Genomic DNA, 18,002 nt, shown 5'->3' with positions numbered 1-18,002 from the left:
CACTAACTTTGTTGTATTATAGAAGCATTGACACACAAAAGATAATTATTGTATATCAACACTGCATGAAATCAACATCAACAGAAGCACTGCTCAAGACTATTATCGAAGCAATTGAAGACAAAAAAGGTGAGGACATTCGTATCGTAGATCTCCACCACATCGAAGGAGCTATCGCCAACTATTTTGTTATCTGTCAAGGTGGTTCACCTGCACAGGTAGAAGCCATCGCACAATCGGTGGGCGACAAATGCCGCGACAAGGAAAGTGAAAAACCAGTCGGAGTCAACGGTCTGGGCAGCGACCAATGGGTGGCCATAGATTTCGTTGACATCATCGTGCATATTTTTCTCCCTGGGCCACGTGCCTTCTACGACTTAGAGCACCTATGGGAAGACGCAGACATTTCAACACCCGCACACGCCCAGGTAATTTAATCAAAGCAAAAACAACAATACAACTATGGATAACAGGCAATTCAATCCAAACAACCAGCAACAGCCAAAGATGCCCCGGTTCAACATGAACTGGCTCTATATCATCGTAGCTGTAGTGCTTGCCATCATGCTCTTCTCAGGCGGAGGTGGTTCCATCATCAAGGGAAGCTCCAGTCAAGAGGTGAGTTACAGTGACTTTAAAACCTACGTGGAGAAAGGTTTCGCCCAACGTGTAGTCATCAACAAGAGCGACAACACGCTTAAGATGTTTGTCAAGCCTCAGTATATCCGCACCGTCTTCAACATGTCGGCGCAACAAGTGGGCACCAGCCCATGGGTAAGTGTACAGTTTGGATCCATTGACGAACTGGAGAAGTTTCTCGACAACCAGCAGCAGAAGCACAAGTTTGCAGGTTATAGCTACGATAATGAGCGCGGCACCGACTTTTGGAGCATACTTATCAACTTGGGACCCCTAATCTTCCTCTTCTTCATTATATGGATGTTCAGCCGGGGTATGAGCGGCAGCGCAGGCATTGGAGGTGGTGGAGGCATCTTCAATGTCGGCAAAAGTAAAGCCCGCCTGTACGAGAAAGGCAACGAGATGGGCATTACCTTCAAAGACGTTGCAGGGCAAGAGGGAGCCAAGCAAGAAGTGCAGGAAATTGTTGACTTCTTGAAGAACCCAAAGAAATATACTGAGTTAGGAGGCAAAATCCCCAAGGGAGCTCTGCTCATCGGACCCCCGGGAACAGGTAAGACCCTTTTGGCAAAAGCCGTGGCCGGTGAAGCCGGAGTGCCTTTCTTCTCCATGTCAGGCTCCGACTTTGTGGAAATGTTTGTCGGTGTCGGTGCCAGCCGTGTGCGCGATGTCTTTGCACAGGCAAAGCAGAAAGCACCATGCATCATCTTTATCGATGAGATCGACGCAGTTGGTCGTGCCAGATCAAAGAACCCTTCTATGGGAGGGAATGATGAGCGTGAGAACACACTTAACGCTCTGCTGACAGAAATGGACGGCTTCGGCACCAACTCGGGTGTTATCGTGCTTGCCGCTACCAACCGTGCTGACATGCTCGACAAAGCCCTGCTGCGTGCCGGACGTTTCGACCGGCAGATTCATGTCGACCTTCCGGATCTGGCAGAAAGAAAGGCTATCTTCCTCGTGCATCTCAAGCCCCTGAAGCGTGGCAACGATCTCGATGTAGACTTCCTGGCCCGGCAAACACCGGGATTCTCGGGGGCCGACATTGCCAACGTCTGTAACGAAGCTGCCCTGATAGCGGCAAGGCACAATAAGAAAGTCGTCTCAAAACAAGACTTCCTCAACGCTGTCGACCGTATCGTAGGCGGACTGGAAAAGAAAACCAAGGTGATGACTGCCAATGAGAAGCGCGCTATCGCCATTCACGAGGCAGGCCACGCCACCATCAGCTGGTTCTGCAAATATGCTAACCCTCTGGTCAAAGTCACCATCGTCCCCCGTGGGCAAGCACTCGGCGCCGCCTGGTATATTCCGGAAGAGCGCGTCATCACCACTAAAGAAGAAGAACTCGACCAAATCTGCTCACTACTTGGCGGCCGTGCGGCCGAAGACCTCTTCATTGGTTCCATCTCAACGGGGGCTATGAACGATTTGGAACGCTCTACCAAAGCAGCTTTCGGCATGGTGGCATATACAGGAATGAGTGACCGACTGCCAAACATCTGCTATTATAATAATAATGACTATTCCTTCCAGCGTCCCTACAGTGAGACCACGGCAAAGATCATCGATGATGAAGTCCTGAAAATTGTAAATGAGCAATATGCCCGTGCCAAACAGATTCTCACCGATCATAAAGATGGGCATGCCGCTCTGGCACAACTTCTCTTTGAGAAAGAAGTGATCTACCGAGAGGATGTGGAGAAAATATTCGGAAAACGCCCGTGGACAAGCCGATCGGAGGAGTTGATAAAAGAAAACGACAAGCTTGAAGCTGAAAAGAATGCCAAGTTAGAGGCCGAGACTCCAAAGCTCGAAGACATGCCTGACGAGGTGAAGCAGGCACAGGCTGAGCACGATAAGGCTGTGGCTGATCAAAAGAAGGAGACTGACGAAAATAAAAAAGATTGACTGTATCAAGACAATACGCTGAAATTATGACAGAAAAACAGAAGAATCTGATTGTCCGGACTATCACCGGCGTGCTCTTCGTCGCCATTATGGTGGCGGGATTCCTCAATGCTTCAGCGATGATGCTGCTCTTTGCCATTATCACGGGACTGACTCTCTGGGAATACTCAGGGCTGGTGAACGACCGCGTGGCAAACGTCAACATCAACCGCTTTATCTCTACTGTAGGTGGAGTTTATCTCTTTATCGCCGTAGCGCTGTGGAGTTTGGATGTCGTGAGAGGCTTCGCCGTAATGATGCCCTACGTACTTACGATTATCTACCTGCTCATCAGTGAGCTATATGCAAAGAACCGCGACGCGGTCAACAATATGGCCTACACCATGCTCGGTCAGATGTATATAGCCATGCCGCTGGCCCTCATCAACGTACTCGCCTTTCATCGCGATGCCAATGGTGACTTTTCCGGATATGACATGCTGCTGCCTCTCTCGGTCTTTATCCTGTTATGGGCCAATGACACGGGCGCTTACTGCTTCGGCTCTCTGTTTGGAAAGCATAAGCTTTTCCCCCGCATCTCACCGGGGAAGACCTGGGAAGGCAGTATCGGCGGTGGCATCTTCGCTGTCGTCATTGCCGGAGTGATCGGCTATTTTGCAAATAATGGTGCTGAGCCGCACTCCCTCAATGAGTGGCAATGGCTTGGACTTGGGGCTGTCATCGTGATATTCGGTACATGGGGAGACCTTGTTGAGAGCCTCTTCAAGCGCACCATAGGCGTCAAGGACAGCGGAAAGATACTGCCGGGCCACGGCGGAATGATGGACCGTTTCGACTCCAGCCTCCTTGCCATCCCTGCAGCTGTCATTTACCTTTACACCATCACCATCTTCATGCAATAAAAACCTGACATGGGGAAAACACAACAGGCAGACCTCCAAAACGGAAGCCTGCCTGTTCCTGACTGTCAGAAGAATAAAAACTTATACAGCGCTATAGCCTCTTGTCGAATTATCCTTCATGATGTCACGAATGTTTTTCTCAACATAAGGTCCTGCCTGATGTGCCGTGGGGTCAGCGTGGTGGGGAATATCCTCTACATAATTGAAGTTTTTGTAATGCAGCTCTCCAATGCCCCACAACAGGCATGCTACGACAAGAAAGAGTATCAAAGCTAATGCAATGCTCATAATGCTATCGTGTTTTAATTGATAATTTTCGGCAAAGTTACTGAAAATCCCACAAAAAACTAATTGTCGGCAACCCTTTTTTAGTAATTTTGCAAGGGAATAACGACAAACAAGTTTTACTTTGGCAGAATATGACAATGGGAAAATGGATAGGAGGATTTTTAGGCCTCATGGCGGCTGGTCCTTTAGGTGCCATCGCAGGCTTCGTATTAGGATCACTCTTCGACAAGAGCACAGAGCCTGCAGAGCTGGAGGGGGATGGCACACAAACGCAACAGCAAGTCTATGAAGGCCAGCGCAATACCTTCCGCTTCTCGCTATTGGTACTGGCCTCTTACATCATCCGTGCCGATGGACGGGTGATGCACTCTGAGATGAATGTCGTGCGCTCGTTTCTGAGAAACAACTTCGGAGAAGCTGCTGTCAGTGAGGGCGAACAGATCCTTCTCAAGCTCTTCGACCAGCAGAAACGGCTGGGCATGGGCGAGTTTAAGTCGGCCGTGATGAGCTCGTGCCGGCAGCTCCGACTATATATGCCCTACGCACAACGCCTCGAACTGCTCCACTTCCTGGTTATTATCGCTCAGGCCGACGGCGTGGTGTCTCCCGGAGAGGTGAGTGCCCTACGCGAGTGCGCTGTGGAATTGGGCATGGATCCATCCGATCTCGACAGCATGCTTAACCTCCACGACGCTTCCTCTTCTCTGGATGCCGCCTACAAAGTGTTGTGCGTCGAACCCACCGCCACAGACGATGAGCTGAAAGCCGCTTACCGAAAACTGGCTTTGAAGAATCATCCCGACAGGGTGGCCACACTGGGCGAAGACGTTCGCAAAGCAGCAGAAAAGAAATTCCAGGAAATCAACGCCGCAAAGGAGACCATCTGGAAAGCAAGAGGGATCAGAGGATAAAGCATCTTGATGAGACACTCCAGACGGATGACAGACAACTTGAATTTTAAATGACAAATTGCTTTCTGAGAATCGATTCTTACAAGTCGACCTGTCCTCCTGGTTAAAAAAACGCATTCATGGCTGAATTGGCAAGATGTTATCAATCAGCTGTTTATCATCTATCGTGCTTTTATGGAGCCCTTTTGTCGTCTCATTTCATTTGCCATTACAATTGAAACGCCACGTCTCTACGCTTGTTTGGCGATGCGATTGCACCATAAAGGCGATGCGATTCAACTGTAGAGGCCGTCTCATACAATAGAAATACCATTTCTCTCCACTTTTAAATGGCTGAAAATACGTTTTTGTCCTATTTATTACACGCTGAAAGTCAGTTTGCTTTCCTAAAACGTGTGCTCCGCAAGGTGCTTTTTTTTGATAGATTTCTTTACACTTTACAGACTCTCCTGCAAGAGTATCGTATAGATTTGCCCGGCTATCCTCCCAGCCCTTTCAATATTTTATAACATCTAAAACAGATCTTGCGGCAAAAGGTAAAAACAGTTGGACGCGGTTCTCATGGCCGCCCACAATAGCATTGATCATCAATGACTTCGCAGATGGTCACAGGAACCACATCCTGCATACGGATGTATCGACACCCCTCAAACGGGAAATTACTCCGCCTCGGTTTCTTCTTTCTTCTTCCTGGAAGTACGCTTCCGTCTCGGCTTCGTCTCATCAGGTGTCCCCGTCTTTACACCGGCAAGCTCTGGGTCAATCAGGATGCGACCGCAATACTCACACACGATGATCTTCTTATGTTGCTTGATGTCCAGCTGCCGCTGTGGCGGAATTTTGTTGAAACAACCTCCGCACGCGTCACGCTGCACGTAAACAATACCCAGTCCATTACGCGCAGACTTGCGGATGCGCTTGAAACTCTGAAGCAGGCGAGGCTCTATCTTCGCCTCCAACTCCTTTGCCCTATCCTTCAAGTCAGCCTCGGCCTCACGGGTCTCCTGCATAATATCATCAAGCTCTGCACGCTTTGAGACCAGGTCGGCCTGGCGGTCAGTAATCGTTTCCTGTACCTTGGCGAGGTCACTCTGCCGCTCGGTGATCTTCTCGGTTGCCTCCTTGATCTTCTTGTTGGCAAGTTCGATCTCCAATGTTTGGAACTCTATCTCTTTTGACAGGTTGTCATACTCCCGATTGTTCCGCACGGTGTCAAGCTGTTCCTTATAGTGGTCCACACTGTGCTGGTACTGCTCAATCTCATTACGTTTCTGTGAGACCGCGCTCTGATAGTCGGCTACCTCGTCCTGTATCTTCTGCAGGCGTGTGTTGAGTCCGGCTATTTCATCCTCAAGATCGCCTACTTCCAACGGCAGCTCGCCGCGCAGGGCACGCTTCTCGTCAATAGCCGAAAGCGTCACCTGTAACTGGAAAAGCGTCTTCAGCTTTTCTTCTACCGACATTTCTGACGAATTCTTCTTGATTGTTGCCATATTAATATATGTGTTTGTTGTTTTGTTGAATCGCTAAAAATAAAGGATTGGGTTGGTGTTAATGCCCGACAGCACGCACCTGACTCCCGGGCAACTCCTCTCGATGATCTCTCTGAAGATCTCCTTGGTAAACTGCTCACTCTGGTAATGGCCGATGACTGCTATCTGCAACTCTTGTTCATGACCAAAATACTGATGGTAGTGCATCTCCCCCGTGACAAAAGCATCAGCGCCCGCCTTTACAGCTTCAGGAAGCAAGAAGTCGCCGGCTCCCCCACAGATAGCCACCTTCTGGATGGGCCGGCGCAACAGTTCATTAGCCATCACGCACTCCACGTCGAAGACCTCTTTGAGCATGGCCATGAAATCATCGGCAGCCATGGGAGCTTTAAGCAAAGCCATCACGCCGTCATTTCCGCTAACCACAGTACCGTTATCAGCCGTTGCTTCTTTATGTCCGCCAAGGCTCCCCATCACTTTCGCATTCATTTTAGAGGCGATCTTATAGTTCACGCCCCCAACGGCTGCGTCAAGATTGGTGTGCATAGACACGATGGCGACATCATTTCTGACAGCTTTCATCACCACCCGTTGCACTTCGTCCTCACCCGTGATATGGGCCAGCCGATGAAAGATAAGAGGATGATGGCTCACTATCAGGTTACAACCATTCTCCATAGCCTCGTCAAGCACAGTCTCGGTAACGTCCAGACACAATAATGCCCCTGAAACCTCGGCCTCTGTCAGTCCCACTTGCAGACCGGCATTATCATAGTCCTCCTGCAGGGGCAAAGGCGCGAAACGCTCAAGGGCATCAACCACTCCTATTATTTTCACGCTTTAAAAACGATTTGGCACAAAGTTAATAAAAGCGCGGCACTTATGTTGTGTTGCGCTTTATTATTTATGCTTTTTTAAGTTTAACCTTATTCCGTCTTCTCTGCAATGGCAGCCTCACCGTCTTCCGCTGCCTGTTCAGCAGAAAGCAATTCCTTAAAGTCCGTGTAACCATTCTCCACGAGGATGTTGTACCATTGCAGCAGCTTCTTAATATCGCTGTCATGCACGCGTTCACGGTCATAGTTGGGCAGCACCTCAGCAAAATAGTCATGCAACTCCTTAGCAGAGCACTTTCTGTAGTTGAGTGAAGCCTTTTTGGATGCTTCCTTCTCCCCCACCTTAGCCAGTACCTGCCAGAGAGGAATATCGTCGGCATCAGTATACATGGCGATGTCGCCCAGACTGGTCACCCTGTCGGTGGAAAAGACTGGAGTACGATGATGGGAAGCGTCTATTGCCTCAACGATCAGATTCATCTTTCCGTGTGAGAGGAGCTTGTAAAGTCCCGGCTTGCCTGAGATAGATAATATTGTTTCCATGTTATTAATAATTGATATGTTGTCTATTTGACGATAAATTCAATTGATTCAACCGATTGAGCATTTCCATAACCTGCTCGTTCAGGTCGCGATGACCGTCATTGACGATAACAAAATCGCTGTGACGCTCCACTTCTTCCTGCGGCCATTGCCTGGCCATCCATTCCATAGCCCTCTCACGGCTGATGCCATCGCGTCTCATTACACGCTCCACTCTGACATCAAGCGGTGCGGAAACACAGACTGTAAAATCAAAAACGAGACGTTTATAGAAACCGCTGTCAAAAAACACCGCACTTTCCAACCACCTAAGACCGCTTTGCAGAAAGTCGAGGGCTACAGCCGGATGAACGAGGTTATCGACTGCAAGCTTGTTGGATACCGATTGAAGAAGAAACGTTGCCAATACCCCTTTCTGCAGGTTGCCGTCCTTGTAGACCTCATCTCCCACAATGGCCTTCAAGCCATTCTGTAAAGCTCGGTCGGTCGCCCACAGTCTTTTCGCAGCCGCATCGCAGTCATAAACTTTGATGCCATAGGCCTCAAGCGTGTGACATACATAGCTCTTGCCACTACCGATTCCACCCGTAATCGCAAAATGCCCTATCATAAATAGTTAATAATTACGAGTTTATTGCTGCTCTATCAGGTAGTCCACTTGTGACACCTCCAATTTTGCATTGCGGGCATAACGTGAATTATTGTGCAGGTAAATATTGCACTTATCCGATGGATGAGATGAAATCTCCTTAAAGTCAGCCGTAACCTGAAAGTCAGCAGGACGCACCAACCGGTAAACATTAGCCCCTACATTGTATTTCACCTTAACCGATTGCGGGAAAGTTCTCACCACTAAGTCCTTCGGTCTGTTCACAGTTGTGATGGGCACATCAACAGAACCTTCGGTAAGTACGTCCGGATAAAGGGTCACCTTCACTTTCATCGGCACTATCTTTGCTCCTGTAATGGGTCGTAATCCTATCTCCCTTGTCACCGTATCGTTGAAATTAGAGATATCCAACTGCTCTGTCAACACTGAGCCAATGCGGCTGAGCACATGGCGGCTTGCATAGACCGTGGCATTGTCTGGCTTAATCTGCACATGCGCTAAATAATAGTTGTCGATAGGCACAACCTTACCTGTAAGCATGATCTTGATTCTGCGGTTCAGTCCGTAGTTGAAAGAAAATGAGGACTGCTCACATTTCACCGACGTGATGGTTGAGGAGCCATAGACCTGCAACCGAAGTTGTCTCAGCAAATCCGATGATGGGATTTCCCCATGCCCTGTCTCCTTATCGGCATAAGTTGCAAACCTGATTGCCAGTGGGTGAAAGCGTTTGTAGGTGGAATAGAGCAGGATGACAAGGCCCTTATCTCTCACCGAAACACGGATCGTATCGGAGGGCTCAGAAGTCATTACCACATTCTTCGGCACACCAGTAACGACCATCGGAACCTTGAACTCTACTTCATAGGTCTCATTGAGTGTCATCATCAACCAGAAAATGCTACTGAGTGCCAGGAAGAAGAGGAAAATCAAAAACTCCTTGCCCGAGAAATCAGACAAGAAGCTTTTTATGAGATGATAAGCTCGGTCCAGTGTACGCATCAGGCATTAGTCTGCCTTTGTGTGGTATCCTGAAACACACTGCCCTTGTCTACAGTGATCACGACGCCATGTGCCACTTCCACGTCAATCGTGTTCTTTGCTTGATCGATACGCCTCACGGTACCATAGATACCGCCACCCGTAACGACACGTGAGCCTTCCTGAAGAGAATTCTGAAACTCACGAATCTTCTTTTGACGTTTTTGCTGTGGGCGAACCATGAAGAAATACATGATGACGAAGATAGCAACCAGCATGAAGATCATACCGCCAAATCCGCCACCTCCTTGTGCTGCCTGTGCAGCAAGAACCAGTGATATCATAATTAGCTGTTATTATTGTTTGTCTTTATTGATCTGTAGTATTTTGAGCATCCCCGCCGACTGCCTTATCCTGAGTGGAAGAAGCCTCAACATCGTTGGCTCTGTGCACGAACCTCACAGGCTTGGAATAGCTTCCCTGGGGTCTTCTCTCCGCTTGCTTCCATCTCTCCTGACGTGGCGGCATCTCCTTGAGCATCTTGCCCGTATTGATAAGATGACGCGCGATAGCGTCAAGCATACCATTGATATACCCGCCACTCCGTGGAGTGCTGTAGCGCTTCGCCATATCCACATACTCATTGATGGTCACTGTGGCAGGGATATTAGGAAAGTTGAGCAATTCGGCAATGGCAATTTGCATGATGATAACATCCATGTAGGCCAACCGAGAGAAGTCCCAGTTACGGGATGTCTCGCTCATATAGCGCTGATAGTCGTTGGCGTTGAGAATGGCTGCACGGAAAAGTTTGCGGGCAAATTCCTTGTCGTCCTCATCTTTATATTCCGGCAACAGTTCCTGATTGCCTTTTTCTTTGGGATCAAATCGCTTGATGGTCTTGAGCACAAAAGTGTCCACTACCTCCTTATCGTCGTTCCAATAGATGCTCTTTTCCTCTAACAAGGCATCGAGATCCTCGTTATCCTTAATGAGTTGACGGTAGAGTTTGCGCCACATTTCACGGTCAGCCTCATAGTCACTCTCAGCCACAGCCATGTATTCTTTGTAGACTTCGCTCTGTTCAATCTTGTCGCAGAGCTTGCGCACAAAGTCAGCATCTCCGTCCCAAGACATATTCTTATCCTCATTGAAGCTGCTAAGCGTCTTGTTTTCCTCTAACTGTACAGCGAACTTATTGAAGATGAATTTGGAAGAAGGTTCTTCCGTTCCTTCCCTGCGGCTGCGAACAGAGAGTAGCTCCACACGGCGACGCTCCTCCTTGGTGACAGCTATAATGAGATCAAGGAGATAATTATAAAGGTCGTAAGCTTTCGAAAGGCTTAGCAAAAGCTCTTTCTCTGCATTCTCGATGTTCCTGCCGCCATTCTGATAATAAGCATAGGTCAACTGCACGATTTTCGTGCGTATCAGCTCTCTGTTAATCATTTGTTGTCTCTTTGGCGATGCCTGTGCACCGTTCTTTCGTTTATTCTTTGCAAAAGTAGTAAATAATCATATTCTACACAAAGAATAAGGGTAAATATTTGTTTTTTTTCAAATATGTTTGTGCAAATAGCAATAAAAGCCGTACCTTTGCACCGCTTTTCAGACTTGGAAAGTCTTCCAGTGTGATGGCGAATTAAAAAAAACAGTTTAATTTAGAGTAACACATTTAACGATGAAAGAAATCAACATCTCAGGTCAGAAGCGTGAGAACCTTGGCAAGAAAGCTTCTAAAGCCCTCCGTAAGGAAGGATTCATTCCCTGCAACCTCTATGGTGAGGCTAAGGATGCCAATGGTCAGCCCATTGCCTTGTCTTTCGCTTCCCCATTCAGTGAACTGCGCAAGATCATCTACACACCCCACATCTATGTTATCAAGATTACAATTGACGGTCAGGATCACACAGCCATCCTGAAGGAAATCCAGTTCCACCCCGTCACCGACGCTCCTTTGCACGTCGACTTCTATGAAGTCAACGACCAGAAGCCCATTACCATTGGTATTCCTGTCAAGCTCAACGGCCTGGCACAGGGTGTCCGCGATGGCGGCCGCATGAACCTTTCCATCCGCAAGATCAACGTCACCGCTCCTTACCAGCAGATTCCGGAGCACCTCGATATCGACGTCACCGGTCTGCGCTTAGGCAAGAGCATCAAGGTGGGTGAGCTTTCTTTCGAGGGTCTTGAGATTGCCACCAGCAAGGATGTCGTCGTCTGCTCTGTGAAGATGACACGTAATGCTGTCACCGCCGCTGCAACGGACGAAACGGCAGCCGATGAAGCAGCTCCTGCAGCTGAATAAGCTATTGATAAACACACCATAAAGGTAAAAAGGAAAGCCCCGCCATTTCATCGTGGAGCGCTTCTTTTTACCTTTTATTATATCATCACGTCAACAACATGGATAAATACTTGATATGCGGCCTGGGCAACCCCGGCGATGAATATGCAGGCACCCGTCACAACACAGGTTGGATGACTGTCGATGCTTTCGCCAAAGCCATGGGAGCCGATTGGCACGACCGACGCTACGGGTTCGTGGCGGAGACCTCGCTGAAAGGTAGGAAAATATTCGTGCTCAAGCCGACGACCTTCATGAATCTCTCCGGCAATGCCGTGCGCTATTGGCTCAATGAGGAGAAAATTGATCAAACGCGGTTGCTTGTCATCAGCGACGATGTCGCACTGCCTTTGGGAGAGTTTCGCCTTAAGGGTGGTGGCAGCGGCGGCGGACATAACGGGCTCGGACACATCATCCAACTTATCGGTCAGGACTTTTCCCGACTGCGCATCGGCATAGGCAACGACTATCCACGCGGCGGACAAATAGACTGGGTGCTTGGCCATTACTCAGCTGACGACATGCAGACGCTCCAGCCCACCCTCGACCTCTCCGTGGACATCATCAAGAGTTTTGTGCTGCAAGGCATCGACGAAACCATGAACGCATACAACAAGCTGGGGAAAATCAAGAAGGAAAAAGAGTAATAAAAGGGAAAAAGTACAAAGTATAGAATGAGCGACAACACTCCAAAGATGCCCGGCTATGGCGCGACAGCACGCATAGACAAATGGCTGTGGGCAGCACGTATCTATAAGACTCGGTCTATCGCCGTGGATGCCATCAAGAATAACCGCGTCACCATCGACGGCAATGCCGTCAAGCCAAGCCATACCGTCAAAGCCGGAGATGTGGTAAGCGTGCGCAAGCCTCCCATCACCTTCTCGTTTAAGATCATCGCCTGCATTGAGACGCGAGTGGGTGCCAAACTGCTTCCACAAGTATATGAGAACGTTACACCTGCAGAAGAATACGAGAAGTTAGAGATGAGCCGCATCAGTGGCTTCATCGACCGTCAGCGCGGCACCGGCCGGCCCACAAAGAAAGAGCGGCGGCAGCTCGACGCCTTCACTGATCCCCTGATGTTTGGCTGGGATGAGGAATGAACAGCCACGATTGAAACTTACGGAAAGACTTATAAACCACCATATATTGAGAGACGGTGAGGTTACGTCAACGTAATCACACCACCTTTCTTATTGAATGGCGTTGCCTCTACACCGTTAACGCATCGCCTCTACACCGTTAACGCATCGCCTTTACGCCGTAATGGCGATGCGTTTACGCCGTTGAGGCAATGGCCTCAGTATTGTATTTTAAATAAATTTGAAAAAAATACAAACAATTCCTTGCATGGAATAAATTTTCTTATTAAGTTTGCACCACCAACAGAAAAACGGAATGAACTGGAAGCATACCACTGCATATAGATGGGCCTACAATGCCTTTCATCTCTATTATGACGGATTCAAGAGCATGACCATAGGGAAAACGCTATGGGCTGTCATCCTCATCAAGCTCTTTATCATTTTCGTCGTCCTCAAACTGTTCTTTTTCCCTAACTATCTGAAGGAGAAAGCGCCCAGCGGAAACAGTGCTGCATATGTCTCATCACAGGTTATTGGAAGAAGCAATAACCACTAAGACAACGTCTCATCAACTGAAAACCTATTCGCAAAAACCAACGAAACTTTAACTTGCAAATTCAATTACTCAATAACTCATAAACTATGTTGAATCTCTTATTGGACATTACGACATCGACCGTGGACTGGTCGCGTGCGCAATTTGCGCTCACAGCCATCTACCATTGGCTCTTTGTCCCGCTCACGTTAGGACTTGCTGTCATCATGGGCATTGCTGAGACATGCTATTACCGCACGGGCAAGGCTTTTTGGAAAGAAGTGGCACGCTTCTGGCAACTGCTCTTCGGCATCAACTTCGCTATGGGTGTAGCCACCGGTATCATCCTGGAATTTGAATTTGGCACCAACTGGAGCAACTATTCATGGATGGTAGGCGATGTGTTCGGAGCGCCATTGGCCATCGAGGGCATACTGGCATTCTTCATGGAGAGCACCTTCGTAGCTGTCATGTTCTTCGGTTGGAAGAAGGTCTCACGCGGCTTCCATCTCGCCTCCACATGGCTTACCGGCCTTGGCGCCACCATTTCGGCGTGGTGGATTCTCGTGGCCAACAGCTGGATGCAATACCCCATCGGCCAGCGATTCAATCCCGATACCATGCGTTTCGAGATGACGAGCTTCACGGATGTGGCCTTCTCGCCTTTCGCCATCGACAAGTTCTGCCATACCGTCACCTCGTCGTGGATCATCGGCGCGGCGTTTACGGTAGCCGTGAGCGGCTGGTTCCTGATCAAGCACCGCAACCAAGCGCTGGCCAAGGAAAGCATCAAGATTGGTGCAATGGTAGGTCTGTGCGCCTCACTGTTGGCCGTTTTTACCGGTGACAACTCCGCCTACATGGTCAGCAAGACACAGCCTATGAAGCTCGCGGCTATGGAGGCCCTCTATAATGGCGGTAACGACCAGAGCCTCACCGCCGTAGCATGGGTGGCACCTTTCAAGCAACCCGACTATGAAAAGCGTGCCGAGCCGCCACTCCGCATCAGCATACCCAATGCCCTCTCTATCCTCGCCACGCGCACACCACACGGACTTGTGCCCGGCGTGAACGACATCATCAAGGGCTACAAGCGCGACAACGGCACGCGCGAGTTATCGCTTCAAGAAAAGATAGCCAGTGGAAAGAAAGCCATCATGGCGCTGAAGAAATATCGTCAATTGACACAAGGCAAGCAGTTCACCCGCGCCACGCTGCCAAAGGAAGCACGCATACAGCGAGACATCCTGACGAACAATATCCAGAATTTCGGTTACGGGTACATCAAAGACGTGCATGAGCTCGTGCCGTTCATACCTGTTAACTTCTGGTGTTTCCGTCTCATGGTGGGCATCGGCACCCTGGCCATCCTTTTCTTTCTCGTCACCTTGTGGCTCGTCTACAAAAAGGATATCAGCCGCATTAAATGGCTGCACGTCGCTGCGATCGTAATGCTTCCCTTGGCTTACATTGCCAGCGAATCAGGATGGATCGTCGCAGAGATGGGCCGACAGCCCTGGGCCATCCAGGACATGCTGCCTGTAGGCGTGGCCGTGTCCGACATACCGTCGAGCAATATCTCCATCACCTTTTTCATATTCCTCTTCCTTTTCACCACCATGCTGGCAGTGGAAATCAGCATTATGTGCAAGCAAATTGCGAAATACAGAATGCCAGAGACCGTGAACTGATGAGTGCCTATAATAATAATATATAAAGACCTTCTTGTATGACTTATCAATTGTTACAACAATACTGGTGGTTCGTCGTCTCCCTGATGGCGGCGTTCCTTGTGTTTTTTCTCTTTGTCCAGGGAGGAAACAGCCTGATATTCTGTCTGGGCAAGACAAAGGAAGAACGGCGGCTTGTCGTCAACTCTACCGGCCACAAATGGGAATTCACCTTCACCACGCTTGCCACATTCGGCGCATCGTTCTTCGCCTCCTTCCCGCTATTCTACAGTACGAGCTTTGGCGGAGCTTACTGGATATGGATGCTCATCCTCTTCACATTCGTGGTGCAGGCTGTAAGTTATGAGTTTCAAAACAAATTAGGCAACTTTCTCGGTCCCAAAGTATTCCAGGCCGGCCTTCTCATCAATGGCATTGTAGGGCCGTTACTCCTCGGCGGTGCCGTGGCCACCTTCTTTGATGGCAGCAATTTCTATATAGAGAAAGCCAACATGACGACCTCCCTCCAGCCTGTCATTAGCCATTGGGCCAACGGCAGCTACGGACTCGACGCACTCCTTGATGTGTGGAACCTCATCTTCGGCCTTGCCGTTTTCTTCCTGACACGCGTCACTGGCCTGCTTTACATGCGCAACAACATCGCCGATGACACCCTCCGTGAGCGATGCCGCAAACGCCTCCTGCCCAACGCCGTGCTCTTCCTTGTCTTCTTCCTGACCTTTCTTGTCCGTACCCTGCTTAAAGACGGATTCGCCGTGAACCCAACCACAGGTGTCATTTTCATGGAGCCGATGAAGTATTTCAACAATCTCATCACAATGTGGCCTCTGCTGCTGATATTCCTTGCGGGAGTAGTCCTGGTCTTGTTTGGCATTGGAAGAACCATTTTCGACAAGGCTTACGTGAAAGGCATCTGGCCTGCAGGTGTGGGTGTCATTATGGTCGTGCTCGTGCTTTTCCTTATCGCCGGATGGAATAACACAGCTTTCTATCCATCCAATGTCGATTTGCAGAGCAGTCTAACCATCAGCAATGCCTGCAGCAGTGAGGTGACACTCCGTGTCATGGCCTGGGTCACACTGCTTATACCTGTCATTCTGGCTTACGGCGCCTATTGCTGGTGGAGCATCGACAAGAAGAAGATCACAAGGGCTGAGATAGAAAAAGGCGACGCTTATTAAACGCCGCCGGTATCCACTAAAGGGTATTTTCGCTAAATGCCGACCGGTCTTGCCGCCGGTCCTCGGTCCTTATTTTCCAATAACTCTACCATGAGATGGGCCGCATTGTCGGGAGCTGACTCACTGCCGAGCCGCCTCTCCACCTCACGGTAGCCTGCAAGCATCTTCTCACGGTCTGTCCCCCCGGGCAGAATCGCAAGAAGACGCTTGCGTATCTGCTCCACACTGAAACGGTCAGCAAAGAGCTCAGGAACGATTTCACAGTCAGCAATAAGATTGACCAGACTGATATACTTACATTTAATGATATGGTTAAAGCCCCAACGGATCAGTTTGGGCAGCGGTGTCTCATAACAAACCACTTGTGGAACATGGAGCAAGGCCGTCTCCAGCGTTGCCGTGCCGCTCGTCACCAAGGCAGCTGTGGAATGCACAAGAAGCGGATAAGTCTGACCAAAGACTATCTTGACATCCTTGCCGGCTATAAACGGCTTGTAATAGGAACGGTCGATGGAAGGCGCACCGGCTATGACAATTTGGTATCCCTGGAGTTTGTCGTCTCCCTCCATATTACGGGCAGCCGCAGAAACCGCCCCTGCAAGCATTCCTGGAAGATTATCCTTTATCTCCTGCTTGCGGCTTCCTGCAAGCAAGGCGATAATGGGCTTTGAGACATCAAGGCCACAGCGTTGACAGAACGCTGTCTTTGTCTCATCATAACCGGAAGAAAACGACCGCACTTCCTCTGCCGTAGGATTGCCCACATAATGGATCGGGTAATGATAATGATTCTCATAAAACGGAACCTCAAAAGGAAGGATGGAGAACAGCTCGTCAACATTGCGCTTTATCGACTTAATGCGCCACTCTTTCCATGCCCATATTTTCGGTGAGATGTAATAATAGACGGGTATCGAGGTCTTTGCATGCAGAAACTTGGCTATATCAAGATTGAATCCTGGATAGTCAACAAGTATGACCACGTTAGGTTTCCATGCCACAATGTCTTGTTTGCAGAGCGCCATGTTCCTGAAAATCGCCCGCAAATGCAACAACACGGGGATGAAGCCCATATAGGCAAGTTCCCTATAGTGCCTCACTCGGGTGCCTCCCTCAGCTGTCATTAAGTCACCACCAAAGAAACGAAACTCCGCCTCACGGTCCTCTTGTTTCAAAGAATGCATGAGACGGGAGGCGTGAAGGTCTCCACTCGCCTCACCGACAATCAGATAGTACCGCATTGAAATCGCTCTAAATACTTGTAATCAGTCACATCCACCGTTGTCGGCGTGATGGCGATATAACCATGGCTCAATGCCCATTGGTCCGTATCCGCTGCCTCCGGCTCGTCGTTACGATACTCACCCACCATCCAGAAATAGTCGTAACCACGCAGATGGTGGCGCTTGTCAACCTCGTTAACCCATGAGCCCCACGTCATCCGGCATGCCTTGATGCCCTCAAACTGCTCACGAGCAGGAAAGTTGACATTGAGACAAGTACCCTGTGGCAGACCGTCGGCAAGCACTTTGCTGACAATCCGCCCAACGTACGGACGCAATGGCTCAAGATTTGCGTCTTCATTGTAATAACAAGATGAGAAAGCCACTGAAGGAATGTATTTCATGCAGCCTTCCATGCAGGCTCCCATCGTACCACTATAATGGCTGTTCACCGAAGAGTTGTCACCGTGATTGATGCCACTGAGAATAATGTCAGGCCGACGGTCCTTGCATAACTGGTCAAGTGCAAGCTTCACACAGTCGACAGGCGTACCCGTACACGACCACACTTCCGCCTGACCAATATCTTTCCGGCGCTTCAACCGGAGATAGTCGGCGGCGGAAAACGCACACGAGTAGCCTGAACGGGCACTTTCCGGCGCACACACGAGCACATCACCAAGACGGCTCACAATATCTACCAACTTGTGGATTCCCCTGGAATGATAGCCGTCATCGTTTGAAATAAGTATTAAAGGTCTTGCCTGCATTTGCTTCTGAATGTTATGATTACTGATTCTTTTATATTAAAATCCACGGG

Annotated in this window: 20 protein-coding genes; 10 read left to right on the top strand and 10 right to left on the bottom strand. The window is 49.3% G+C overall.

Features of this window, described 5'->3' with window-relative positions; all coding sequences use genetic code 11:
• The first annotated feature begins 65 nt into the window (after positions 1–65).
• From rsfS to PREMU_RS12625, 3 genes are read left to right on the top strand one after another with little or no spacing between them, the layout of a single operon-like run.
• Positions 66–437, top strand: coding sequence for a ribosome silencing factor (rsfS, locus tag PREMU_RS12635; protein ID WP_007575855.1), 372 nt, complete (start codon positions 66–68; stop codon positions 435–437).
• A gap of 25 nt (positions 438–462) precedes the next feature.
• Positions 463–2,553: an ATP-dependent zinc metalloprotease FtsH gene (ftsH, locus tag PREMU_RS12630; protein ID WP_007575854.1), complete on the top strand. Its 2,091-nt coding sequence runs from the start codon at positions 463–465 to the stop codon at positions 2,551–2,553.
• Positions 2,554–2,579: 26 nt separating this feature from the next.
• Complete coding sequence (locus PREMU_RS12625) at positions 2,580–3,455, top strand: phosphatidate cytidylyltransferase (protein ID WP_007575852.1); 876 nt, start codon at positions 2,580–2,582, stop codon at positions 3,453–3,455.
• A gap of 81 nt (positions 3,456–3,536) precedes the next feature.
• On the opposite strand, the gene PREMU_RS12620 is transcribed toward PREMU_RS12625, so the two are convergent.
• Positions 3,537–3,743, bottom strand: coding sequence for a hypothetical protein (locus tag PREMU_RS12620; RefSeq protein WP_007575850.1), 207 nt, complete (start codon positions 3,741–3,743; stop codon positions 3,537–3,539).
• A gap of 131 nt (positions 3,744–3,874) precedes the next feature.
• Here PREMU_RS12620 and PREMU_RS12615 point away from each other — a divergent pair, with 131 nt between their 5' ends.
• Positions 3,875–4,654: a TerB family tellurite resistance protein gene (locus PREMU_RS12615; protein WP_007575848.1), complete on the top strand. Its 780-nt coding sequence runs from the start codon at positions 3,875–3,877 to the stop codon at positions 4,652–4,654.
• Positions 4,655–5,313: 659 nt separating this feature from the next.
• Here the strand turns inward: PREMU_RS12615 and PREMU_RS12610 are convergent.
• The 7 genes from PREMU_RS12610 to nusB all read right to left on the bottom strand — a co-directional run bounded on the left by PREMU_RS12610 (position 5,314) and on the right by nusB (position 10,566).
• On the bottom strand, positions 5,314–6,147 hold the full coding sequence (locus PREMU_RS12610) for a zinc ribbon domain-containing protein (protein WP_007575847.1): 834 nt from the start codon (positions 6,145–6,147) through the stop codon (positions 5,314–5,316).
• 33 nt (positions 6,148–6,180) lie between these two features.
• Positions 6,181–6,984 (bottom strand): Nif3-like dinuclear metal center hexameric protein, encoded by an 804-nt coding sequence (locus PREMU_RS12605; RefSeq protein ID WP_040558456.1) that lies wholly within the window; start codon positions 6,982–6,984, stop codon positions 6,181–6,183.
• A gap of 89 nt (positions 6,985–7,073) precedes the next feature.
• On the bottom strand, positions 7,074–7,526 hold the full coding sequence (locus PREMU_RS12600) for a DUF5606 family protein (protein WP_007575843.1): 453 nt from the start codon (positions 7,524–7,526) through the stop codon (positions 7,074–7,076).
• A gap of 4 nt (positions 7,527–7,530) precedes the next feature.
• Positions 7,531–8,136 carry a dephospho-CoA kinase gene (locus PREMU_RS12595; RefSeq protein WP_007575841.1) on the bottom strand — a complete coding sequence of 202 codons (606 nt, stop codon included), beginning with the start codon at positions 8,134–8,136 and terminating at the stop codon, positions 7,531–7,533.
• 21 nt (positions 8,137–8,157) lie between these two features.
• Positions 8,158–9,138 (bottom strand): CdaR family protein, encoded by a 981-nt coding sequence (locus tag PREMU_RS12590; protein ID WP_007575840.1) that lies wholly within the window; start codon positions 9,136–9,138, stop codon positions 8,158–8,160.
• Entirely contained in the window at positions 9,138–9,461 is a 324-nt protein-coding gene (gene yajC / locus PREMU_RS12585) for a preprotein translocase subunit YajC (RefSeq protein WP_007575838.1), read from the bottom strand. The genes PREMU_RS12590 and yajC overlap by 1 nt, the downstream gene beginning before the upstream one ends.
• A 25-nt stretch (positions 9,462–9,486) precedes the next feature.
• Entirely contained in the window at positions 9,487–10,566 is a 1,080-nt protein-coding gene (nusB, locus tag PREMU_RS12580) for a transcription antitermination factor NusB (protein WP_007575837.1), read from the bottom strand.
• A 232-nt stretch (positions 10,567–10,798) separates the two neighbouring features.
• Here nusB and PREMU_RS12575 point away from each other — a divergent pair, with 232 nt between their 5' ends.
• The 6 genes from PREMU_RS12575 (at position 10,799) to PREMU_RS12550 (ending at position 15,959) form a co-directional block, all read left to right on the top strand.
• A complete protein-coding gene (locus tag PREMU_RS12575) occupies positions 10,799–11,425 on the top strand; it encodes a 50S ribosomal protein L25/general stress protein Ctc (RefSeq protein WP_007575836.1) in 627 nt (208 codons plus the stop codon).
• Positions 11,426–11,523: 98 nt separating this feature from the next.
• On the top strand, positions 11,524–12,111 hold the full coding sequence (gene pth / locus PREMU_RS12570; RefSeq protein ID WP_007575835.1) for an aminoacyl-tRNA hydrolase: 588 nt from the start codon (positions 11,524–11,526) through the stop codon (positions 12,109–12,111).
• A gap of 27 nt (positions 12,112–12,138) precedes the next feature.
• Positions 12,139–12,570, top strand: a complete 432-nt coding sequence (locus tag PREMU_RS12565; protein WP_007575834.1) for an RNA-binding S4 domain-containing protein — start codon at positions 12,139–12,141, stop codon at positions 12,568–12,570.
• 295 nt (positions 12,571–12,865) lie between these two features.
• A complete protein-coding gene (locus PREMU_RS12560) occupies positions 12,866–13,108 on the top strand; it encodes a DUF4492 domain-containing protein (RefSeq protein ID WP_040558453.1) in 243 nt (80 codons plus the stop codon).
• Between the two features lie 86 nt (positions 13,109–13,194).
• Positions 13,195–14,778 (top strand): cytochrome ubiquinol oxidase subunit I, encoded by a 1,584-nt coding sequence (locus PREMU_RS12555; protein WP_007575832.1) that lies wholly within the window; start codon positions 13,195–13,197, stop codon positions 14,776–14,778.
• A 38-nt stretch (positions 14,779–14,816) separates the two neighbouring features.
• Entirely contained in the window at positions 14,817–15,959 is a 1,143-nt protein-coding gene (locus PREMU_RS12550; protein ID WP_007575831.1) for a cytochrome d ubiquinol oxidase subunit II, read from the top strand.
• Positions 15,960–15,991: 32 nt separating this feature from the next.
• On the opposite strand, the gene lpxB is transcribed toward PREMU_RS12550, so the two are convergent.
• On the bottom strand, positions 15,992–17,200 hold the full coding sequence (gene lpxB, locus PREMU_RS12545) for a lipid-A-disaccharide synthase (protein ID WP_007575830.1): 1,209 nt from the start codon (positions 17,198–17,200) through the stop codon (positions 15,992–15,994).
• Positions 17,185–17,952, bottom strand: a complete 768-nt coding sequence (surE, locus tag PREMU_RS12540; protein WP_007575829.1) for a 5'/3'-nucleotidase SurE — start codon at positions 17,950–17,952, stop codon at positions 17,185–17,187. The genes lpxB and surE overlap by 16 nt, the downstream gene beginning before the upstream one ends.
• Between the last annotated feature and the right edge of the window lie 50 nt (positions 17,953–18,002).

This window comes from Hallella multisaccharivorax DSM 17128 (assembly GCF_000218235.1).
Classification (GTDB): domain Bacteria; phylum Bacteroidota; class Bacteroidia; order Bacteroidales; family Bacteroidaceae; genus Prevotella; species Prevotella multisaccharivorax.
The sequence above is the reverse complement of the archived record's forward strand: the minus strand, read 5'-3'. Positions and strand labels throughout refer to the sequence as shown.